Here is a 16,022-nt window from a genome sequence, read left to right on the forward strand (position 1 = left end):
AGCCATGCCTATTCGTCACGCAATCATCCACTGCATCGACAAGAAACCTGACGGCAGCCCTTCCGTGCTGCACACGGCTGATGCGGAGCTGCCAGCATCCGAGTCCGCAGAGAACCTGCTGGCCGACCTGAACGAAAGCTACAACGCCAAGCAGGGCAAGGCCTGGGGTTTCTTTCACGAGGAATCCGGCGCCTACCCGCTCAGCGGCTGGTTGACCAAGTATCTCGACAAGATCCAGGACTTCACCGGTTTCACCTGGCAAGCGGTCGAGCACCTGCAAAAGCTGATGGAGGAATCCAATCTCTCCACCGGCGGGCATGTTTTCTTCGCCCACTACCAACAGGGCATGACCGAATACCTGACCATCGCCCTGCTGCACCATAGCGAAGGCGTGGCGGTATCCGAAAGCTTGGATGTTGCGCCAGCCCAGCACCTCGACCTGAATCAATTGCACCTCGCTGCTCGCATCAACATCAGCGAGTGGCAGAACAACAAGGCGTCCCGCCAGTACATCTCGTTTATCAAGGGAAAGAACGGCCGCCGCATCAACGACTATTTCCGCGACTTCATCGGTTGCCAGGAAGGCATCGACGCACCGAGCGAAACCCGCACTCTGCTCAAAGCATTCAGTGACTTCGTGGAAAGCGAGGATCTGGCCGACGAGCAGGCTCAAGTCAAAACCGACACTCTGGTGGCCTACGCCAGCGCCCAGGCCAAGCTGGGTGAGCCGATCAGCTTGGAAGAGCTGGCCGCCCTGGTCGACGAGGATCGCCCGCAGGCCTTCTACGACTTCATCCGCAACAAGGATTACGGCATGTCCCCGGAATTCCCGGCGGACAAACGCACCATCAACCAATTCCGCCGCTTCACCGGCCGCGCCGAAGGCCTGTCGATAAGCTTCGACGCCAGCATGCTGGGCAGCAAGATCCAGTACGACACCGCCGCCGGCAGCCTGACCATCCGCCAGGTACCGCAGCAACTCGCTGACCAGCTCAAGCGCGCCGAACAGAAACAGGCCACTGAGCAAGGCCGTGCGGCCGGCGAAGCCGCCCCTGAAGGCGATGATCCCCTGTACACCGAAGCCGTCGCCTTCGTGCGCGAGACCCTGCGCTGCAGCATCTCTTCCGTTCAACGCAAACTCCAGATTGGCTACAACCGCGCAGCCCGCCTGGTCGAGACCATGGAAATTGCCGGTGTCGTCACCGCGATGAACACCAACGGCCAGCGCGAGGTTATCCGCCATGGGTAACGCTCGCACCGCTGACAAGTTCGTGATTCGCCTGCCTGACGGCATGCGCAGCAAAGTCGATGACGTGGCCGGCACCAACCACATCAGCATGAACACCTTCATCGTCCAGGCGATCGAGGAGAAGCTGGCCCGCGGCGCGCGCCAGGAGCTGCTGCTGGATGCGCTGGCGAGTGCAGTTAATGGCCCCGCATCGATCGCACATGCAGCTCCGCGCCTGATCGGCTGGCGTACCGCCAATTACCTGGAGGAGACGAACGACCCAGAGGTCGCACGTAACTGGGATGGCAACGTCGAGCTTCTGCCGATATTTGAAGGCGACGCGATCACCAAGCTGCCATGCCTTCCTGTGGAGACCTCGGCATGAGCAATCGCGAAGGAAGCCCCAACTGGCACTGGGATCAGCTCGGCTACAGCATTGAGCGCGAACCTACCCAAGCTGGGCACCGCCGCACCATCAAAAGGCCCGACGGGAGCGTAGTTGCGGTTGAGCCTCACGAAGGCGAGCAGCGCCATGATGCTGAGATCCGTGTTGCTCTAGCGGAACGATTCCCTCACGGGGCAGCGGAATGCAAATCTGCGCAGCTGGACATCTTCACCGCATCTGGTGCTGCTAAGCAGCAGGATGGTGCTGCATGACTGCGCAGATCGATATCTTCGCCGCCGGCGCAGAGCGCCTGCAGATGACGGACAGCATCGACCTGACGATCCAGTCGCTCCAGGCCTACGGTGCGGATCATCCGCATTGGGGGATTGCCTGGTCGGGCGGCAAGGACAGCAGTGCAACGCTGACGCTGATCATCTGGCTGATCGACTCCGGCCGTATACCGGCCCCTAAGTCGATGACCGTGTTCTATGCCGACACTCGCCAGGAACTGCCGCCGCTGGCGATCGCTGCGAAACAGATCATGGACGAGCTGGAGGAGCGCGGCGTGCGGGTCGAGGTTGTCTGCGCGCCCATGGACAAGCGGTTCATGGTCTACATCCTGGGTCGCGGCGTTCCCCCGCCGAATAACAACACGCTGCGCTGGTGCACCCGTCAGATCAAGATCGACCCGATGCAGGCGGCGCTCGAGCAGCGGCTGGCCGAGCTTGATGGCAACGTCCTGATGATCACTGGCGTGCGCCAGGGCGAAAGCGCGATCCGTGATAAGCGCATCGAGATGTCGTGCGGTAAAGATGGAGCGGAGTGTGGCCAGGGCTGGTACCAGAAAGTACTTCCCGAAGCCAAAGGCCTGAAAGGTCGCTTAGCCACACTGGCGCCGGTTCTGCACTGGCGCGTCTGCCACGTATGGGAGTGGTTGAAGCACTGGGCGCCTCAGGTCGAGTTCGGCGACTGGTCGACTGCCACGATCGCGGATGCGTACGGCGGCGATGAGGCTGAAGAGATAAACGCGCGCACCGGCTGCACTGGCTGCCCGCTCGCCAGCGAAGACAAAGCGCTGGACACCATCCTGCTGAACCCAGCCTGGGCGTATCTCGCCCCACTCAAAGGCATCAAGAAGCTCTGGCGCGAGCTGCGTGAACCCCAGCACCGTCTACGCAAGGCTGGCTTCGAGTACTTGAAGGACGGTAGCGCCGCGGCCAATCCCCAGCGCATGGGGCCGCTGACCTTCGAAGCCCGCCTGATGGGTCTCGATCGAATCCTTGGCATTCAGTCCGAAGTGAACGCTGCTGCCGATCGCTTTGGCCGCCCACGCGTCGACCTGATCAACGCCGAGGAAGAGGCCCGGATCCGCGAGCTGATCGCCGCCGGCACCTGGCCTCAGGGCTGGGATGGGGACGAGCCAACCGCCGACACACCAATGGATCAAATCAACGCTGACGGCTCGGTTCAGCCGCTGCTGTTCGTCTGAGGAACGCCACATGAGCTCTTTAAAGAAACCAGCCCCGCTGGAGTTCCGCACTCAATACGGCCTTGCCTTTGACGACATGGCCAGCGAAATCAACGTCGACCTGTTCGCAGGTGGTGGCGGCGCCAGCACCGGCATCGAAATGGGCCTTGGCCGTCCAGTGCACATCGCGATCAACCACAACCCGGCAGCAATCAGCATGCACGAGGCAAACCACCCCGGCGCCCTGCACCTGCAGACCGACGTGTGGGAGGTCGACCCGGTGGAAGTACTCGCCGGCCGCCATATCGGCTGGTTCCACGCCTCGCCTGACTGCACGCACCACAGCCAGGCCGCTGGTGGGCAGCCGCGTCGCAAGGAGATTCGCGACCTCTCCTGGGTCGTGATGAAGTGGGCCGGCATCGCCCAGCCCCGCATCATCAGCCTGGAGAACGTAAAGCAGATCCGCCAGTGGGGGCCGCTGATCGCTAAGCGCTGCAAGAAGACCGGCCGCGTGGTGACGCTCGAGCAGGTGAAGTGCGCGACCAGCAACAAGATGGTCAACCGCGTGGCTGAGCCCGGCGAACAAGTGGCGCGCCACAATCAGTTTCTGGTACCCGACCCGAAGCGCAAGGGCCGCACCTGGCTCCGCTTCCTGGCCAGCCTTGAGGGCCTGGGCTATGTCGTTGAGCACCAGATCCTCCGCGCGTGCGATTACGGCGCGCCGACCAGCCGGGAGCGCCTGTTCCTGGTAGCCCGTCGCGACGGTGAGTCGATCGTCTGGCCGACGCCAACCCATGCGGCCAAGCCAGCCAAAGGCCAGTTGCCCTACCGTACCGCCGCCGAGTGCATCGACTGGAGCGTGCCGAGCAAGAGCATCTTCGGGCGCAAGAAAGACCTGGCCGAAGCGACCTTGCGCCGCGTGGCCAAGGGTATTCATCGCGAAGTACTCGGCAAGGCAAAGCCCTTCATCGTCCCGGTCACGCACCAGGGCGCCGATCGCCTGCACAGCGTCGACGATCCTTTCCGCACCATCACCGCGGCCAACCGCGGCGAGCTGGCCGTCTGCTCGCCGCACCTGGTGAAGTTTCGCTTCGACCACAGCGGCGAGCCGCTTGATCAGCCGTTGCCAACCATCACCTCCGGCGGCAACTGCAAGCGTCCTGCAGGCGCGGCCCATGCAATGGGCGTGGCCGGCGCATCACTGATACAGGTTGGCTATGGCGAGCGGCCCGGACAAGATCCTCGCGTGCCGGGGCTGGATAAGCCTGTCGGTACCGTGGTGGCCGGCGGTGTGAAGCATGCATTGGCAAGCGCCGTACTCGTCGGCGCCGGTGGCCCTGAGTACGGCGGCAAGCCTGTTGGCGTGGAGCATCCAATCGGCAGCTTGCTGGCTCAAAACCACCGGGCGCTAGCCACCGCCTTTCTTGCCCAGGCCAACGGCGGGTTCAACACCACGCACTCGAAGCCGTCGACCGATCCGATGACCACCATCACCAACAAGGGCAGCCAGCAGCAGTTGGTCACCGCCAACCTGGTGCACCTGCGTGGTAACTGCGACGCGCGCGACGTTGAAGATCCGCTGCACACCATCAGCGCCGGCGGCCAGCACCACGCCGCGGCCACGGCATTTCTGTCCCGCCAGTTCGGCGCCAGCATAGGCCAGGCCCTGGACGAACCCGCGCCGACCATCACCGCGGGCGGTGGCGGCAAGTCCGCGCTGGTCGAGCTGCAGCTATCGCCTGACGACGAGGAAGGCGCGCTGCGCTGTGCGGCTTTCCTGATCAAGTATCACGGCATCGGCGAGAACATCGTCGGCATGGGCGACACGGTGAGCACCATCACCACCAAGGATCGACTGGCACTGGTCACCGTCTGGATCGGCGGCGACCCGTACGTGATCGTCGATATCCACCTGCGCATGCTCAAGCCGCACGAGTTGTACGCCGCCCAAGGCTTCCCGCCGAACTACATCATCACCCATGGCCACGACGGTCGGTCGTTCAACATCAGCGAGCAGGTGCACATGTGCGGGAACAGCGTCAGCCCACCGCCGATGGCCGCGATCGCCCGGGCGAACAATCCGTGGGGTGAAAGCCATCCACGTTTGGTGGCGGCATGAGCTGGTACACCACGAGCTGGCAGCACATGCACCAGGTGCGTGAGCAGGCGATGGCCGAGGGCAAGTTCGCCCACGGCATCGCCCTGGCGATCGACGAGTCGTACCCCTTCAGCGAGCGGTCGGGCTGGGCCTACAAGGCCTGGCTCGACGCCCGGCGCGAATTCTTCCGCCTACACAACCTGCCTCTGCCCAGGGCGAAAGCCCCGGGGCCGAACCTGCTGACAGAGCCGCAACCATGATCAGAATCAAGAACTGGCACATATGGATTGAAGGCTGGCACATCTCATCCTTTGAAGACAGCCAAAAAACCGGTTGCAGCGCCTATCAAACCCAAAACGCCTGTAACCCAAAACGCGTAGGCATCACGTCTTTGCTTCTCCTCCTCACGGACTGCAGCTCTGACTATCGCAATGCCCTCTGGATGGAGATACCAAGGCTGGGTCTTGTCATTATCCCAATCAACACGGCCGTGAGTTTCTTTGCTCCAGCTCGGCAGCTCGATTGCGAAATTCTCGGCCTTGCTGACCCAGTAGGTGGTGAGCACTGTCTGACGCCATTCATAGACCTCGTCCTGCCAACGCACATAAGCCTCAACATCACTATTCGTATCGAGGATGTGCTTGTTGAGCTTCAGCTCCTCCAGTCTCACTTTCCTCAAATCCCAGCGGAGCCTCAAATAGCGCGGCAGCCACATCAGCATCTACTCCCTCTTTTGGATCACGCGACGCTACGCGAGCCCGCGCCGGAAAACCAGCTGCTACGAGCTATCAATCAGGTTACGTACTGCCGCCACACCGGCCGGCGAATCGGCGTGTGTGCATGCCGGTACTGCCTGCCAACATCTCAGGAGCATCGTGATGAAAGCTCACACCCTCGATCAGACAATTCTCGAATTGGCCCGCTGCCTGCGCGCCGCCCGGGCGTTGCGCGCAGCACGGAAGAAGTCGACCAGCAAGCGAACGCCGGTGGAAGCCGGCGCCCTGCAGCGCTGCACCATGGATTTGACGCGAAAGCTGGCCGACCTCAGGCAGAACCGCTGAAACGCAACGGCTCCGCACTCCAATCGCTGTCAGGTAGCCAGCACGATCAGCATGAGGTTGTCGGTCATTCGCGGGAACCGCGCGCGGATTTCTGCGGGTGTCTCGATGGCGAAGAAGATTCGGTATCCGGAGTAGTCGGCGTAGGGCTCAGCGTGGGTAACCCAAGCTGCCACCTCGCTGACATTGAGCCCGATGTCTCGGGCGATCTTCTCGTGGGTGATTTCGCCACTGATCTGGGCGAATGCAGGGGCAATAGCGGCGGTAGCGGCCATGTCGAGTTCCTTCTCGTTGTTGATCCTTCTCGCAGTGTAGCCAGCGAGCTAGAGCGCGCAAATTCAACTTCTCACAAATTGCTACAGGCCCGCCGGCATTCCTTGCCAGACGCGCCCGCGTGCCTGCAGCACTTCCAGTATCCCACACCCAACACTGCCGCCCATGCGGCGAGGTGACCTATGAACCATACAAACACAGCTATTGCAGGCCTAAACCCTGAAACAGGGATTTGCTGCTACGTCGGTGATCAGACTGAAGGTTCGCTGATGGAAGCCATCAACCAAGGCTTGATTCTCGTTCCTGTGACGCCAGCGCAGGCTCGGGCATCCCTCGGGGAGGCTTTCGTCATCAGTGCTACACCAGTGGATCGAGACGCCCAGCTAACGTCACTTCGCGAATCAGGCATGAGCATCGACGGCGAAAACGCCTACAAGCGCGACCTGATCGACAGCATCATCGGCACCATGATGTTCGGCTTCCAAGGCGTGAACCCGCCGCCCGAAGGGCACTGGGGCAAGCAGTTCTGGGATATCGGCCGAGCTGAAGGTGAAGAGCGGCAGCGCCTTACCAACCAGCGTGATGCGATCCTGCAGCAGGCTCGCGTCTGGGCCGGAGAAGCAAAGACGCAGCAGTCGATTACACGCGAGGTCGGCGAAATCCTGGGAGGCATCCCGAGTTGGGGGCCGATCGCTGCAGGCGTCGAGGCACTGCGGCAGAAACTTACCGAGGCGCAGGCGCTGCTGCGTGATTTCAACGATCGCATGGATCGCTCGCTTAGAACCGACATGAGGCTTCGCAAAAACTGGCAGCCTGGTGACGTGTTCAGTTGCGCGGCGACAGACGGAAGCTGGAAGACTGGCGATAAGGTTGAGTACGTTAAAAGGAATTCCGAGGCCCACACCTGGTACGAGTTCCGTCGGCTAAGAGACGGCGAAATCTACCCGCTTGGCGGCATAGATGCCGATGATTTGGTGTTCTGTTCTAGGCACAGAGACACCGTCCTATCCGCCACCGCCCAGCCTGCCGAGCCAGCTGCTCGCATCTTGATGCCTGAATACAGGGAAACCGATATCCGCAGCCCCGTCTATGGCTATGCGAGAGGCTTTAACGCCGCTCTGGACGAAGTTGCCAGCCTGAATGGAGTGAAGAGCGATGAGTAAGCCTATCGATCAAGAGCGCGAGGCGTTCGAGGCTGCTGCGTGCTTGAAGTACGGATACACACCGGAGTCCATTGCCTCAAGGCGGGTAGGCGAAGGGTATGACGATCCGGCGCTTTGCTTTGCTCTGGATATGTGGCGAGTCCGCGCCCAGCAGGGAGCGCACAAACCATCGCCCACCTTCGTCGTATCCCTGCCGGTACCGGTCAAGCCAGAGGAGCCTGACGAAGGTATCGACGACAGTTGGATGGACGCCTACAACAGCGCCATGCGCATGCGGGCGGATTGCGTTGCAGCGATCGAGCAGGCTGGTGGCCAGGTCGTGCAGGGAGAGCAGCCATGAAAGCCCTGAGCATTCGCCAGCCCTGGGCCTGGGCAATCATCCGGCCAGACCTCACTGAAAGCGCTGCACGTAATGCTGCGGAGGCTGCTGGGCAAATCAAACTGATCGAGAACAGAACGTGGCACACCAAGTTCAGGGGCCGCTTTCTGGTTCACGCCTCGCAGGGCATTACCCGCGCCGAATACAACCTGGCGGGCTGGACTATCGGCCCGATTTTGGGCTTCGTCCCGCGCTTCGAGGATCTGCAGCGCGGCGGAATCATAGGCTCAGTCGAGCTGGTCGACTCCGTCGATCACAGCGACTCGCCCTGGTACATGGGCGAAAAGGGATTCGTGCTGCGTGATCCGAAACCTCTGCCGTTCATGCCGCTGAAGGGCCGCCTGGGCTTCTTCGACGTCGACTATGCGGAGCCTCACGCATGAACGCGATCGCCCTTCCCCGCTGGCTCCAGCGCAGCGCAGCCGCGCGCTACGACAATCTGCACGTGGTCACGGTCTTCGCCCTGGTGCTCCGCATCCACGGTACTGCCGCGGCTGTCCGCAACGCGGCGCGCCACATGCGCGACAAGGTTCAAGTCGAGCACCGCCAGAAGATGGCCAACCTGGCGCAAACCCCGAGCGATGACCAGGTGCTGAGCATCGCCAACACTATTGTGCAGGACGTGACCGACTTCCTCGGCATTCTGCCTGGCCAACCCTTCGAGCAGCGCCTGCAGGATGCACCGCGCTGCCACTACAAGCACATGCGCCTCGCCGGCGAACCCGGCGCGCGGCACTGGATGTGCCAGCACTGCAACCACACCAAGCCTATCAACTGGAGGGCTGCAGGATGAGCGGTACCGTCATCAAGCGTGAATTTCCAGAAGGACAATCCCTGCCTACTGATCACCCAGGAACCTACGAGGAAGCAGAAGCCCTGGCTGGTCACAGGCTCGATCGCCGTAAGAACTTCGCGATCATCCGGGGCATCGTTCACGAGTCCGCGGAATGGACTGATACCTGCAGCGGGTGCTCTTGCAATTGTGGATGTATGGGTTCACACGGCAATGCGGGCTGTTCCGAGTGCGGCCACACCGGGAAACGGCGCCAGGGCATGTGGTTACCCATCGACAGCATGATGGAAAAGCAATTTCAGCTGGATGGTGAGTCCGCATGAACGAACCAGCCACCGATTACACCATCACCGCAGCCGACGCGCGGGAACTCGCCGGCGCCACCCTGCTGCCCGTCGACATGCGGCGCTTGGTGCTGGAACGCATGGCCAGCCAGCGCGACCCAGCAGCCATGCTCGATCTGTTCGCGCAGATCCTGGGCATGGCCAACGCAGTTGCCGAGAACTGCCGGGAAATGGTCGAGCTGATCCTTATGGAGAACGGAAGCCACCCCCACACCGCTGAACAGGCGAACCTGCCGACCATGTTCGGTGCAATGCAAGGCGTTATCCTCGCAGACGGAATAGATCCCAAAGGCACCTGCCACGGCTGCGCTTACCGGATCGGGTCACCCGCGAATACCTCAGCGGTGACCACCTCAGATGCCAGGGACTGCCAGGAGAACTTGAGCAAGTTCTATTGCCATGCTGACTGTGACGAGCGCGGCAACCCAATCAGGCAATGCGCTGGTCACGCAAAAGCGATGAAACACGCCTCACCCAGTGATTTCCTGACAATAGTCCGCTGACCAAATGCCCTGGAAACCCCATTCTAGATAGGGGTTGCATATTTCAGAGTGCCGGTAGGCTGGTGTGTAACCCGGCAGAGAAAAATAATTGCAGATTCAGTGGGCGATTCGATCTCGGCCGTTATGGTTAATGCAACCACCAGACGTAAGGACAGAATTATGGGCACGCAACACTATGACCTGATCAGCGTCATTGACACGGCGAAGCAGGCCAATGACGGACTCACCAAAATTGAAACGAAGGTTGCCGACCTTTTGGCCGGCGCCGACACCAACCAGGTGTGCAGCCAGATCCTGTACATCATTACCGACACGCGCGAGGCGGTGAACTTTGAATGTCAGGAGTCGATGGACAGGCTCCGCGAGAGATCATGACGCTGGTGCTGGTTGCGTCCACCCCCTCTGGTAAAATTTGCAGGCACGCTTAGGCGGGGAAATGTCTGGGGCTTGAGGCTCTTGGAACAGATGGTATGCCTAGTGGTATGCCTATTTTCTACAACCTATAAAATAACCAGTAAAACCAATAGGTTGGAGAAGGCGTTAGAATCTTGCCTCTCGACCAGATCCCGGTTTCTAGCAGCCCAAACCTGTTACGAAGCACCTCAACAAAGCCCGCCTTGAGCGGGCTTTGTTGTATCTGGCTGCTGGCGCCAGCATCTTTGACTAGACTTAAGTATGGCAAAGCTCTGCTAATCCCCTCGCGCGCCTGCCAGCCGTGAAATCCACGTTATTCGAAGCTAGCCGCGAATAGCGCACCAATGGCAGCAACCAGCCAGATGCGGTGATAGGTCGACATCTAAGGCCGCACCCAGGCTCACGCTACTTTTTCCGATGTGAAGCACTCGCCCCATGCGGCGCCTTTTTCGGTATCTTCGCAACACCAAGTTGTTCTCTATCCTGCCCAGAGCCTTTGAGCGTGCCTAGATTCCGTCTGTTTTCAGTGGGAGGCGGCTTCTGCCTTGCCGTCTTGCTGGGCCTCCTAGTGGTATTTCTGCTCGATCCGCTGCCGGTACAGAAAGTCCGCAATGCGGTTTTCGACCAGTATCAGCGTTGGCAGCCACGTGATTACCAGGATGCGGCAGTGCGCATCGTCGATCTGGACGAGGAAAGCCTCAAGCGCATTGGCCAATGGCCCTGGGCTCGCACGCAGGTCGCAGCGCTGGTGGACAAGCTCGAGCAGGCTGGCGCGGCTGCAGTGGTGTTCGACGTACTGTTCGCCGAGCCGGATCGCACCTCACCGAGCCAACTTCTGCTTGGCAACCAGTTGCCACCCGACTTGGTCGCCGGGCTGGCAGCCTTGCCGGATCATGACACGCAGTTCGCTGATGTACTGAAGCGCGGTAACACGGTGCTCGGATTTGCCGCGGAACAAAGCGGTCGAGAAGTCGGGCCACCGCTGAGTCGCTTTGGCATGGTGCTGCAAGGCCCCTCCCCACTTGCGTTCGTACCGGCCTTCCAGGGCGCTACCCGCCCGTTGGTGCAGCTGGAGCAGGCGGCTCGTGGCATCGGTGCCATGACGTTCAGGCCCGATGCCGACGGCGTGGTTCGGCGCGTACCGCTATTCGTATCGCTGGCTGGTGAGTTGCGCCCATCGCTGGTGGCGGAGGCCCTGCGCATTTCGCAGCACACCGGTCGCTACCGGATCATCAGCAGCGAGTCCGGGGTACAGCGGGTCGATATTGGCCGGCTGCAGATTCCGACTGCTGCCAGCGGCGAACTCTGGGTGTATTTCACCCCTCCACAACCCAACCGCAGCATCCCGGCCTGGCAAGTGCTGGACGGGTCGGCGCCGCCCCTTGAAAACAGCATCATCATGATCGGCACCTCCGCCCAGGGCTTGCAGGATCTGCGCTTCAGCCCATTGGGCGGGATCATTCCTGGGGTAGAGGTTCACGCCCAGGCGCTGGAACAGGTGCTGACGGACACCTTGCTACTTCGGCCGAGCTGGGCGCTGGCGGTGGAGAGCCTGACCCTGCTGCTGGGCAGCCTGGTACTGGGGCTGCTGGCGCTGAACGCTCCCGCCCTGGCATCAGCCATGCTCATGGTGATAGTGGTAGCGCTGCTCAATGCTGCTGCCTGGTATGGCTTCGTCGCTCATAGGCTGCTGCTCGATCTGTTTACCCCATCGATCGGGCTGATGCTGGTGTATGGCGCCGCCAGTATCGTGCGGCACATGGCTGCCGAGCGCGAACAGCGCTGGATACAGGCCGCCTTCTCACGCTACGTGTCCCCCAATCTGGTCAGCCATCTGGTGGCACACCCGGAGCGGCTGACACTCGGTGGTCAGCGGCAACTGTGCAGCTTCGTGTTTACCGACATCACCGGGTTTACTTCGATGATGGAACGCCAGACTCCCGAGGCGGCGGTAAGCCTGCTCAATGATTACCTGGAGCAGGTCATTGGCATTGCGTTCCGCCATGAGGGCACGCTGGATCGAATCGTCGGGGATGCGGTGGCGATCATGTTCTCCGCCCCAATCCCACAGGCCGATCATCAACAGCGAGCGCTTTCCTGCGCACTGGAGATCAATCGTTTTGCCCAGTCCTATGTCACGTCGTTGCGCGAGCAAGGCATCGAGTTCGGCCAGACGCGCATCGGTGTGCACTGCGGCGAAGTGGTGGTGGGCAATTTCGGCGGCTCGACGATCTTCGATTACCGCGCGCTGGGTGATCCGGTTAACACCACGTCGCGCCTGGAGAGTTTGAACAGGCAGATAGGCACCCTGCTGTGCGTGTCCGAGGCAATTCGTGAGAACTGCCCTGAAGTGCCGATGCGACCGGTTGGCGAAATCGTGCTCCAGGGAAAGGTCGAAGCCGTGCAGGTATTCGAGCCGCTTGAGGCGATGGTCGTGCCCGTTGTTACCTGCGACGAGGCTTACGAGGTCGCCTACCTTCTGCTAGAGAGCGCCGATCCTGATGCGTTGGCGGTATTCGAGAACCTCAGCGAACAGCGCCCGTGGGACGGGCTGGTCGCCTTTCACCTTCAACGCCTGCGCAGTGGCGAGCAAGGCACCCGCCTGGTGATGGCCCGCAAGTAAAGGCCTGCCGATGCCGGCTTCAGCGGACGGTGACTTCGACCCGGCGGTTGGCGGGCTCCGGCTTGTTGTCCGGGGTTTTCACCAATAGGTTGCCTTCGCCATGGGAGGTAACCACGAGCTCCAGCGCCTGAAGACCATTGTCTTGCAATTGGCGGGCAATGGCGCGGGCGCGCAACAGCCCCAGTTCTTCGTTGTATGCCTTGCTGCCAACGGTGTCGGTATGACCGATCACCGAAACTGCCGAAGGCCCGCGCTCCCTGACGGTCTGCAGCACTTCCGGAATTTCCGCCTGAGACTTCTTGGTCAGGCTGGTGCCGCCCGTATTGAAGTACAGCAGATAGCTTTTCGGCAACGCAGGCTGTGCTGCCCGTGCGGCGGAGAAGTCCTTGTCGAGTCTGGGTTCACCCACTTGGAACGGCTTGGCGCTGCTGCCGTCGAGGTTCACGGCATAGCCCTTCTGGTCGACGCGAGTGAGGCCTTTGTCGGTTTTAACCTCAATGGCGCCTGTACTTCCGTCAGGGCTTTCCACCAGCACCACATAAGATTTAGAGGCGCATCCACTGCCCAGCAATGCGAAGAGAAGAACGGCGATTGCGTACGTATAGGTTGGAGGCATGCCGTATTCGAACTCAATCGACCTTGACGAGGAAGTGGGTGCCACGCACGCCGATGGTGCCGGTCGGGGTGTTGATCTCGACGGCCTTGGGCTTGAGCTTGGCGATAGTGCCGGAAATGTAATCAAGCGTGCCGTGAGTGATCTTGGCACTGAGTTTCAATTCGTCCTGTGCCGGATCGAAGAGGAACTCGTCGATGGTCAGCTCGCTATTGGGGCCGAAAGACATCACGGTGTTGTCCTTCAGGGTCACCCCCATCGAGCCCGCCGAACCGGTTTTCACCACGCTACCGACGTACAAAGGTGTGCCAATCGTCGCCGATTGCGTTGTGCCATCTATGCTGACGGTGGCCTCTCCCTGTACCTTCATCACGTAACCTATTGATGTAGCTGGCTCAACTGCGAGCGCTGCCGATGCCAGCAATGCGCTGGCAAGTGGCAATATCCTGAAGCGAGCAAACACAGTAATCTCCTTCTTCATTCTATTTCCCTGAGTTGAACTGAGCGTTGCACATCCAGCCGCAGCACCGCTGCGTGGCCGGATGTACGAAGTAGTACGCGATGGGACTCTAGCGCAGGTTGCAGCATGTCATCAGGGCAAATCAAGCCGAGATTCAGACTACGGTTCAAGAGCAGTAAGCTGGTGGTCACCACCTTCCTGCTTTTGCAGCTGGTGCCTATATTGGCGCTTACCCTGGGTGTTCCGCCAGCGGTCTCGCTTTGCCTATCCATTGTGATAGTGCTGTGCACGATGCCGCTGGTGCTGGGCGGCATGGAAAGCATTGATCGCACCATCAAGTTGCTGATGCAGGACACCCAGAAAATCCGCCAAATGGATTTTTCCGGCGAACTGCCGCCGGCTTCGATGTTCGCCGAAATCGAGACCCTCAATCGCAACCACATCGAGATGAAAGCCGCCCTGCAAAGCCAGACACAGGCGTTGCAGGCTTCACAGATGAAGCTTTCCAGCCTGGTCGAGAACGGCTTGCTGTTGTCATCGGAGCGTGACCGGGATGCGCTGCTGCGCCATATCCTGATGCAAGGAAAGCGCATCTGTAATGCTCAGGCCGCCACCATGTACCTCAAGACCGAGCACAACACGCTGCGCTTCGCGTTGCGCTCCATGGACGATGAGCTGCCGACGATCGAACTGCCCCTGCATGACCCGCACACCGGCCTGCCCAACGAACGGCACGTGTCGACCTACGCTGCACTGCACAACGAAACCGTCGTCATAGACGACGTATACGCCGAGAGCCGCTTCGATCTCAGCGGAACACGCGGCTTCGATAGCGAGTCCGGCTTTCATACCGTCTCCATGCTGACCGTACCGCTGGCGCCACGAGGCGGCGAAGTGATCGGGGTGCTGCAGTTCATGAACGCCCTGGACGTCGAAACAGGCGACGTGATCGCCTTCTCACCGCAAGTGATGTCATTCATTGGCGCGCTGGCCTCCCAGGCTGCCGTCGCGCTGGAAAACCATAACCTCATCGATTCGCAGCGTGCCCTGATCGACGGCATGATTGAAGTGCTGGCCGGCGCGATAGACGCCAAGAGCCCCTACACCGGCGCGCACTGCGAGCGTGTACCGGAGCTGGCGATGATGCTTGCCGAGGCGGCCAGCGATGTCAGCGAAGGGCCGCTGGAGCACTTCCGTTTCACCACCGCAGACGAATGGCGTGAGTTCCGTATCGGTGCCTGGCTGCATGACTGCGGCAAGATCACTACGCCTGAACATGTTGTCGACAAGGCCACCAAGCTGGAGACGATCTATAACCGCATCCACGAGGTGCGCATGCGCTTCGAGGTGTTGTTGCGTGATGCGCAGATTGAGCGCCTGCAGCGAGTACTGGATGGTCAGGATCGGTTGCAGGCCGATGCGCAATATCAACAGCTCGCCCAGACGCTACAGGATGAATTCGCCTTCATTGCCGGGTGCAATATCGGCGGCGAACTCATGAACCCCGAGCATGTGGGCACCCTTCACAAAGCGGCAGAGCGAACCTGGCTGCGGCATTTCGATGATCGCCTGGGGCTCTCCCCCGCCGAGTTGGCGCGCGTCGCCGAACTGCCTGGGGCGCCTCTGCCTGCCGTTGAACGGCTACTGGCAGACAAGCAACAGCATATCTTCCCGCGCCCGGAGACCAAGGCGCTCGACCCCAAGTACGGCTTTCAGGTCAGCGTTCCCGAGCACCTCTACAACCATGGCGAGCTCTACAACCTGAGTATCAGCCGTGGCACGCTGACCGCCGAAGAGCGCTTCAAGATCAACGAGCACATCATCCAAACCATCGTCATGCTCGAAAATCTACCGCTGCCTTCGAACCTCAAGCGGGTGCCGGAGTATGCCGGCACCCACCACGAAACCCTGCTCGGAACGGGCTACCCGCGAAAGCTGGACAAGAGCCAGCTTTCCATTCCGGCACGCATCATGGCCATCGCCGATATCTTCGAAGCGCTGACCGCCTCCGACCGCCCCTACAAGCAGGCGAAGACACTCTCGGAGTCGATCGAAATCCTGGCCAGGCTTCGCGACAAAGGCCATATCGATGCCGACCTGTTTGCACTGTTTCTGCAGGCAGGACTGCCGATGCGTTACGCCGAGCGCCACCTGCACGCCGACCAGATCGACACCATCGACGTTGATCGTTTCCTGTTGGAGTAACCAGCCCGTTTTGAC

19 protein-coding genes and 2 pseudogenes are annotated in these 16,022 nt (G+C 60.8%); 17 read left to right on the top strand and 4 right to left on the bottom strand.

What is annotated here, in order from left to right:
• Positions 1–4: 4 nt before the first annotated feature.
• The 7 genes and pseudogenes from yejK to ACZ3GY_RS12805 all read left to right on the top strand — a co-directional run.
• A pseudogene (yejK, locus tag ACZ3GY_RS12775) lies at positions 5–1,009 on the top strand (nucleoid-associated protein YejK); the annotation flags it as partial.
• Positions 1,010–1,054: 45 nt separating this feature from the next.
• Positions 1,055–1,249 (top strand): annotated as a pseudogene (locus ACZ3GY_RS12780) (DNA translocase FtsK); the annotation flags it as partial.
• Positions 1,242–1,613, top strand: a complete 372-nt coding sequence (locus ACZ3GY_RS12785; RefSeq protein ID WP_465910325.1) for an Arc family DNA-binding protein — start codon at positions 1,242–1,244, stop codon at positions 1,611–1,613. The pseudogene ACZ3GY_RS12780 and the gene ACZ3GY_RS12785, both read left to right, overlap by 8 nt.
• Positions 1,610–1,885, top strand: a complete 276-nt coding sequence (locus ACZ3GY_RS12790) for a hypothetical protein (RefSeq protein ID WP_465910326.1) — start codon at positions 1,610–1,612, stop codon at positions 1,883–1,885. The genes ACZ3GY_RS12785 and ACZ3GY_RS12790 overlap by 4 nt, the downstream gene beginning before the upstream one ends.
• Positions 1,882–3,102, top strand: a complete 1,221-nt coding sequence (locus ACZ3GY_RS12795; RefSeq protein WP_465910328.1) for a phosphoadenosine phosphosulfate reductase domain-containing protein — start codon at positions 1,882–1,884, stop codon at positions 3,100–3,102. Before ACZ3GY_RS12790 ends, ACZ3GY_RS12795 begins: the two co-directional genes overlap by 4 nt.
• 10 nt (positions 3,103–3,112) lie before the next feature.
• Positions 3,113–5,200, top strand: coding sequence for a DNA cytosine methyltransferase (locus tag ACZ3GY_RS12800; protein WP_465910329.1), 2,088 nt, complete (start codon positions 3,113–3,115; stop codon positions 5,198–5,200).
• Complete coding sequence (locus tag ACZ3GY_RS12805; protein WP_465910331.1) at positions 5,197–5,439, top strand: hypothetical protein; 243 nt, start codon at positions 5,197–5,199, stop codon at positions 5,437–5,439. The genes ACZ3GY_RS12800 and ACZ3GY_RS12805 overlap by 4 nt, the downstream gene beginning before the upstream one ends.
• Before the next feature lie 44 nt (positions 5,440–5,483).
• On the opposite strand, the gene ACZ3GY_RS12810 is transcribed toward ACZ3GY_RS12805, so the two are convergent.
• A complete protein-coding gene (locus tag ACZ3GY_RS12810) occupies positions 5,484–5,900 on the bottom strand; it encodes a hypothetical protein (RefSeq protein WP_465910333.1) in 417 nt (138 codons plus the stop codon).
• Positions 5,901–6,057: 157 nt separating this feature from the next.
• Here ACZ3GY_RS12810 and ACZ3GY_RS12815 point away from each other — a divergent pair, with 157 nt between their 5' ends.
• Complete coding sequence (locus ACZ3GY_RS12815) at positions 6,058–6,240, top strand: hypothetical protein (RefSeq protein ID WP_465910334.1); 183 nt, start codon at positions 6,058–6,060, stop codon at positions 6,238–6,240.
• Positions 6,241–6,269: 29 nt separating this feature from the next.
• Here the strand turns inward: ACZ3GY_RS12815 and ACZ3GY_RS12820 are convergent, their stop codons facing one another.
• Positions 6,270–6,512, bottom strand: coding sequence for a hypothetical protein (locus ACZ3GY_RS12820; RefSeq protein WP_465910335.1), 243 nt, complete (start codon positions 6,510–6,512; stop codon positions 6,270–6,272).
• Between the two features lie 267 nt (positions 6,513–6,779).
• Between ACZ3GY_RS12820 and ACZ3GY_RS12825 the strand changes: the two genes are divergently transcribed.
• From ACZ3GY_RS12825 to ACZ3GY_RS12860, 8 genes are all read left to right on the top strand, one after another.
• Positions 6,780–7,673: a hypothetical protein gene (locus ACZ3GY_RS12825; RefSeq protein WP_465910337.1), complete on the top strand. Its 894-nt coding sequence runs from the start codon at positions 6,780–6,782 to the stop codon at positions 7,671–7,673.
• Positions 7,666–8,013, top strand: coding sequence for a hypothetical protein (locus tag ACZ3GY_RS12830; RefSeq protein WP_465910338.1), 348 nt, complete (start codon positions 7,666–7,668; stop codon positions 8,011–8,013). The genes ACZ3GY_RS12825 and ACZ3GY_RS12830 overlap by 8 nt, the downstream gene beginning before the upstream one ends.
• The gene (locus ACZ3GY_RS12835) at positions 8,010–8,435 is read left to right on the top strand and encodes an ASCH domain-containing protein (RefSeq protein WP_465910340.1); all 426 of its coding nucleotides are present in this window, start codon (positions 8,010–8,012) and stop codon (positions 8,433–8,435) included. Before ACZ3GY_RS12830 ends, ACZ3GY_RS12835 begins: the two co-directional genes overlap by 4 nt.
• The gene (locus ACZ3GY_RS12840) at positions 8,432–8,845 is read left to right on the top strand and encodes a DUF7740 domain-containing protein (RefSeq protein WP_465910342.1); all 414 of its coding nucleotides are present in this window, start codon (positions 8,432–8,434) and stop codon (positions 8,843–8,845) included. Before ACZ3GY_RS12835 ends, ACZ3GY_RS12840 begins: the two co-directional genes overlap by 4 nt.
• Positions 8,842–9,168: a hypothetical protein gene (locus ACZ3GY_RS12845; protein ID WP_465910344.1), complete on the top strand. Its 327-nt coding sequence runs from the start codon at positions 8,842–8,844 to the stop codon at positions 9,166–9,168. The genes ACZ3GY_RS12840 and ACZ3GY_RS12845 overlap by 4 nt, the downstream gene beginning before the upstream one ends.
• A complete protein-coding gene (locus tag ACZ3GY_RS12850) occupies positions 9,165–9,692 on the top strand; it encodes a hypothetical protein (RefSeq protein ID WP_465910346.1) in 528 nt (175 codons plus the stop codon). The genes ACZ3GY_RS12845 and ACZ3GY_RS12850 overlap by 4 nt, the downstream gene beginning before the upstream one ends.
• A 159-nt stretch (positions 9,693–9,851) precedes the next feature.
• Positions 9,852–10,067 carry a hypothetical protein gene (locus tag ACZ3GY_RS12855; protein WP_465910347.1) on the top strand — a complete coding sequence of 72 codons (216 nt, stop codon included), beginning with the start codon at positions 9,852–9,854 and terminating at the stop codon, positions 10,065–10,067.
• Between the two features lie 541 nt (positions 10,068–10,608).
• Positions 10,609–12,729 (top strand): CHASE2 domain-containing protein, encoded by a 2,121-nt coding sequence (locus tag ACZ3GY_RS12860; RefSeq protein WP_465910349.1) that lies wholly within the window; start codon positions 10,609–10,611, stop codon positions 12,727–12,729.
• Positions 12,730–12,748: 19 nt separating this feature from the next.
• Here the strand turns inward: ACZ3GY_RS12860 and ACZ3GY_RS12865 are convergent, their stop codons facing one another.
• Both ACZ3GY_RS12865 and ACZ3GY_RS12870 read right to left on the bottom strand, forming a co-directional pair.
• Positions 12,749–13,258 (bottom strand): OmpA family protein, encoded by a 510-nt coding sequence (locus ACZ3GY_RS12865; RefSeq protein WP_465910350.1) that lies wholly within the window; start codon positions 13,256–13,258, stop codon positions 12,749–12,751.
• 100 nt (positions 13,259–13,358) lie between these two features.
• Positions 13,359–13,823: a FecR family protein gene (locus ACZ3GY_RS12870; protein WP_225833658.1), complete on the bottom strand. Its 465-nt coding sequence runs from the start codon at positions 13,821–13,823 to the stop codon at positions 13,359–13,361.
• A gap of 291 nt (positions 13,824–14,114) precedes the next feature.
• Between ACZ3GY_RS12870 and ACZ3GY_RS12875 the strand changes: the two genes are divergently transcribed.
• Positions 14,115–16,007, top strand: a complete 1,893-nt coding sequence (locus tag ACZ3GY_RS12875) for an HD domain-containing phosphohydrolase (protein WP_465910353.1) — start codon at positions 14,115–14,117, stop codon at positions 16,005–16,007.
• Positions 16,008–16,022 lie beyond the last annotated feature (15 nt).

It is taken from the genome of Pseudomonas sp. PME37.24/006 (assembly GCF_055556635.1).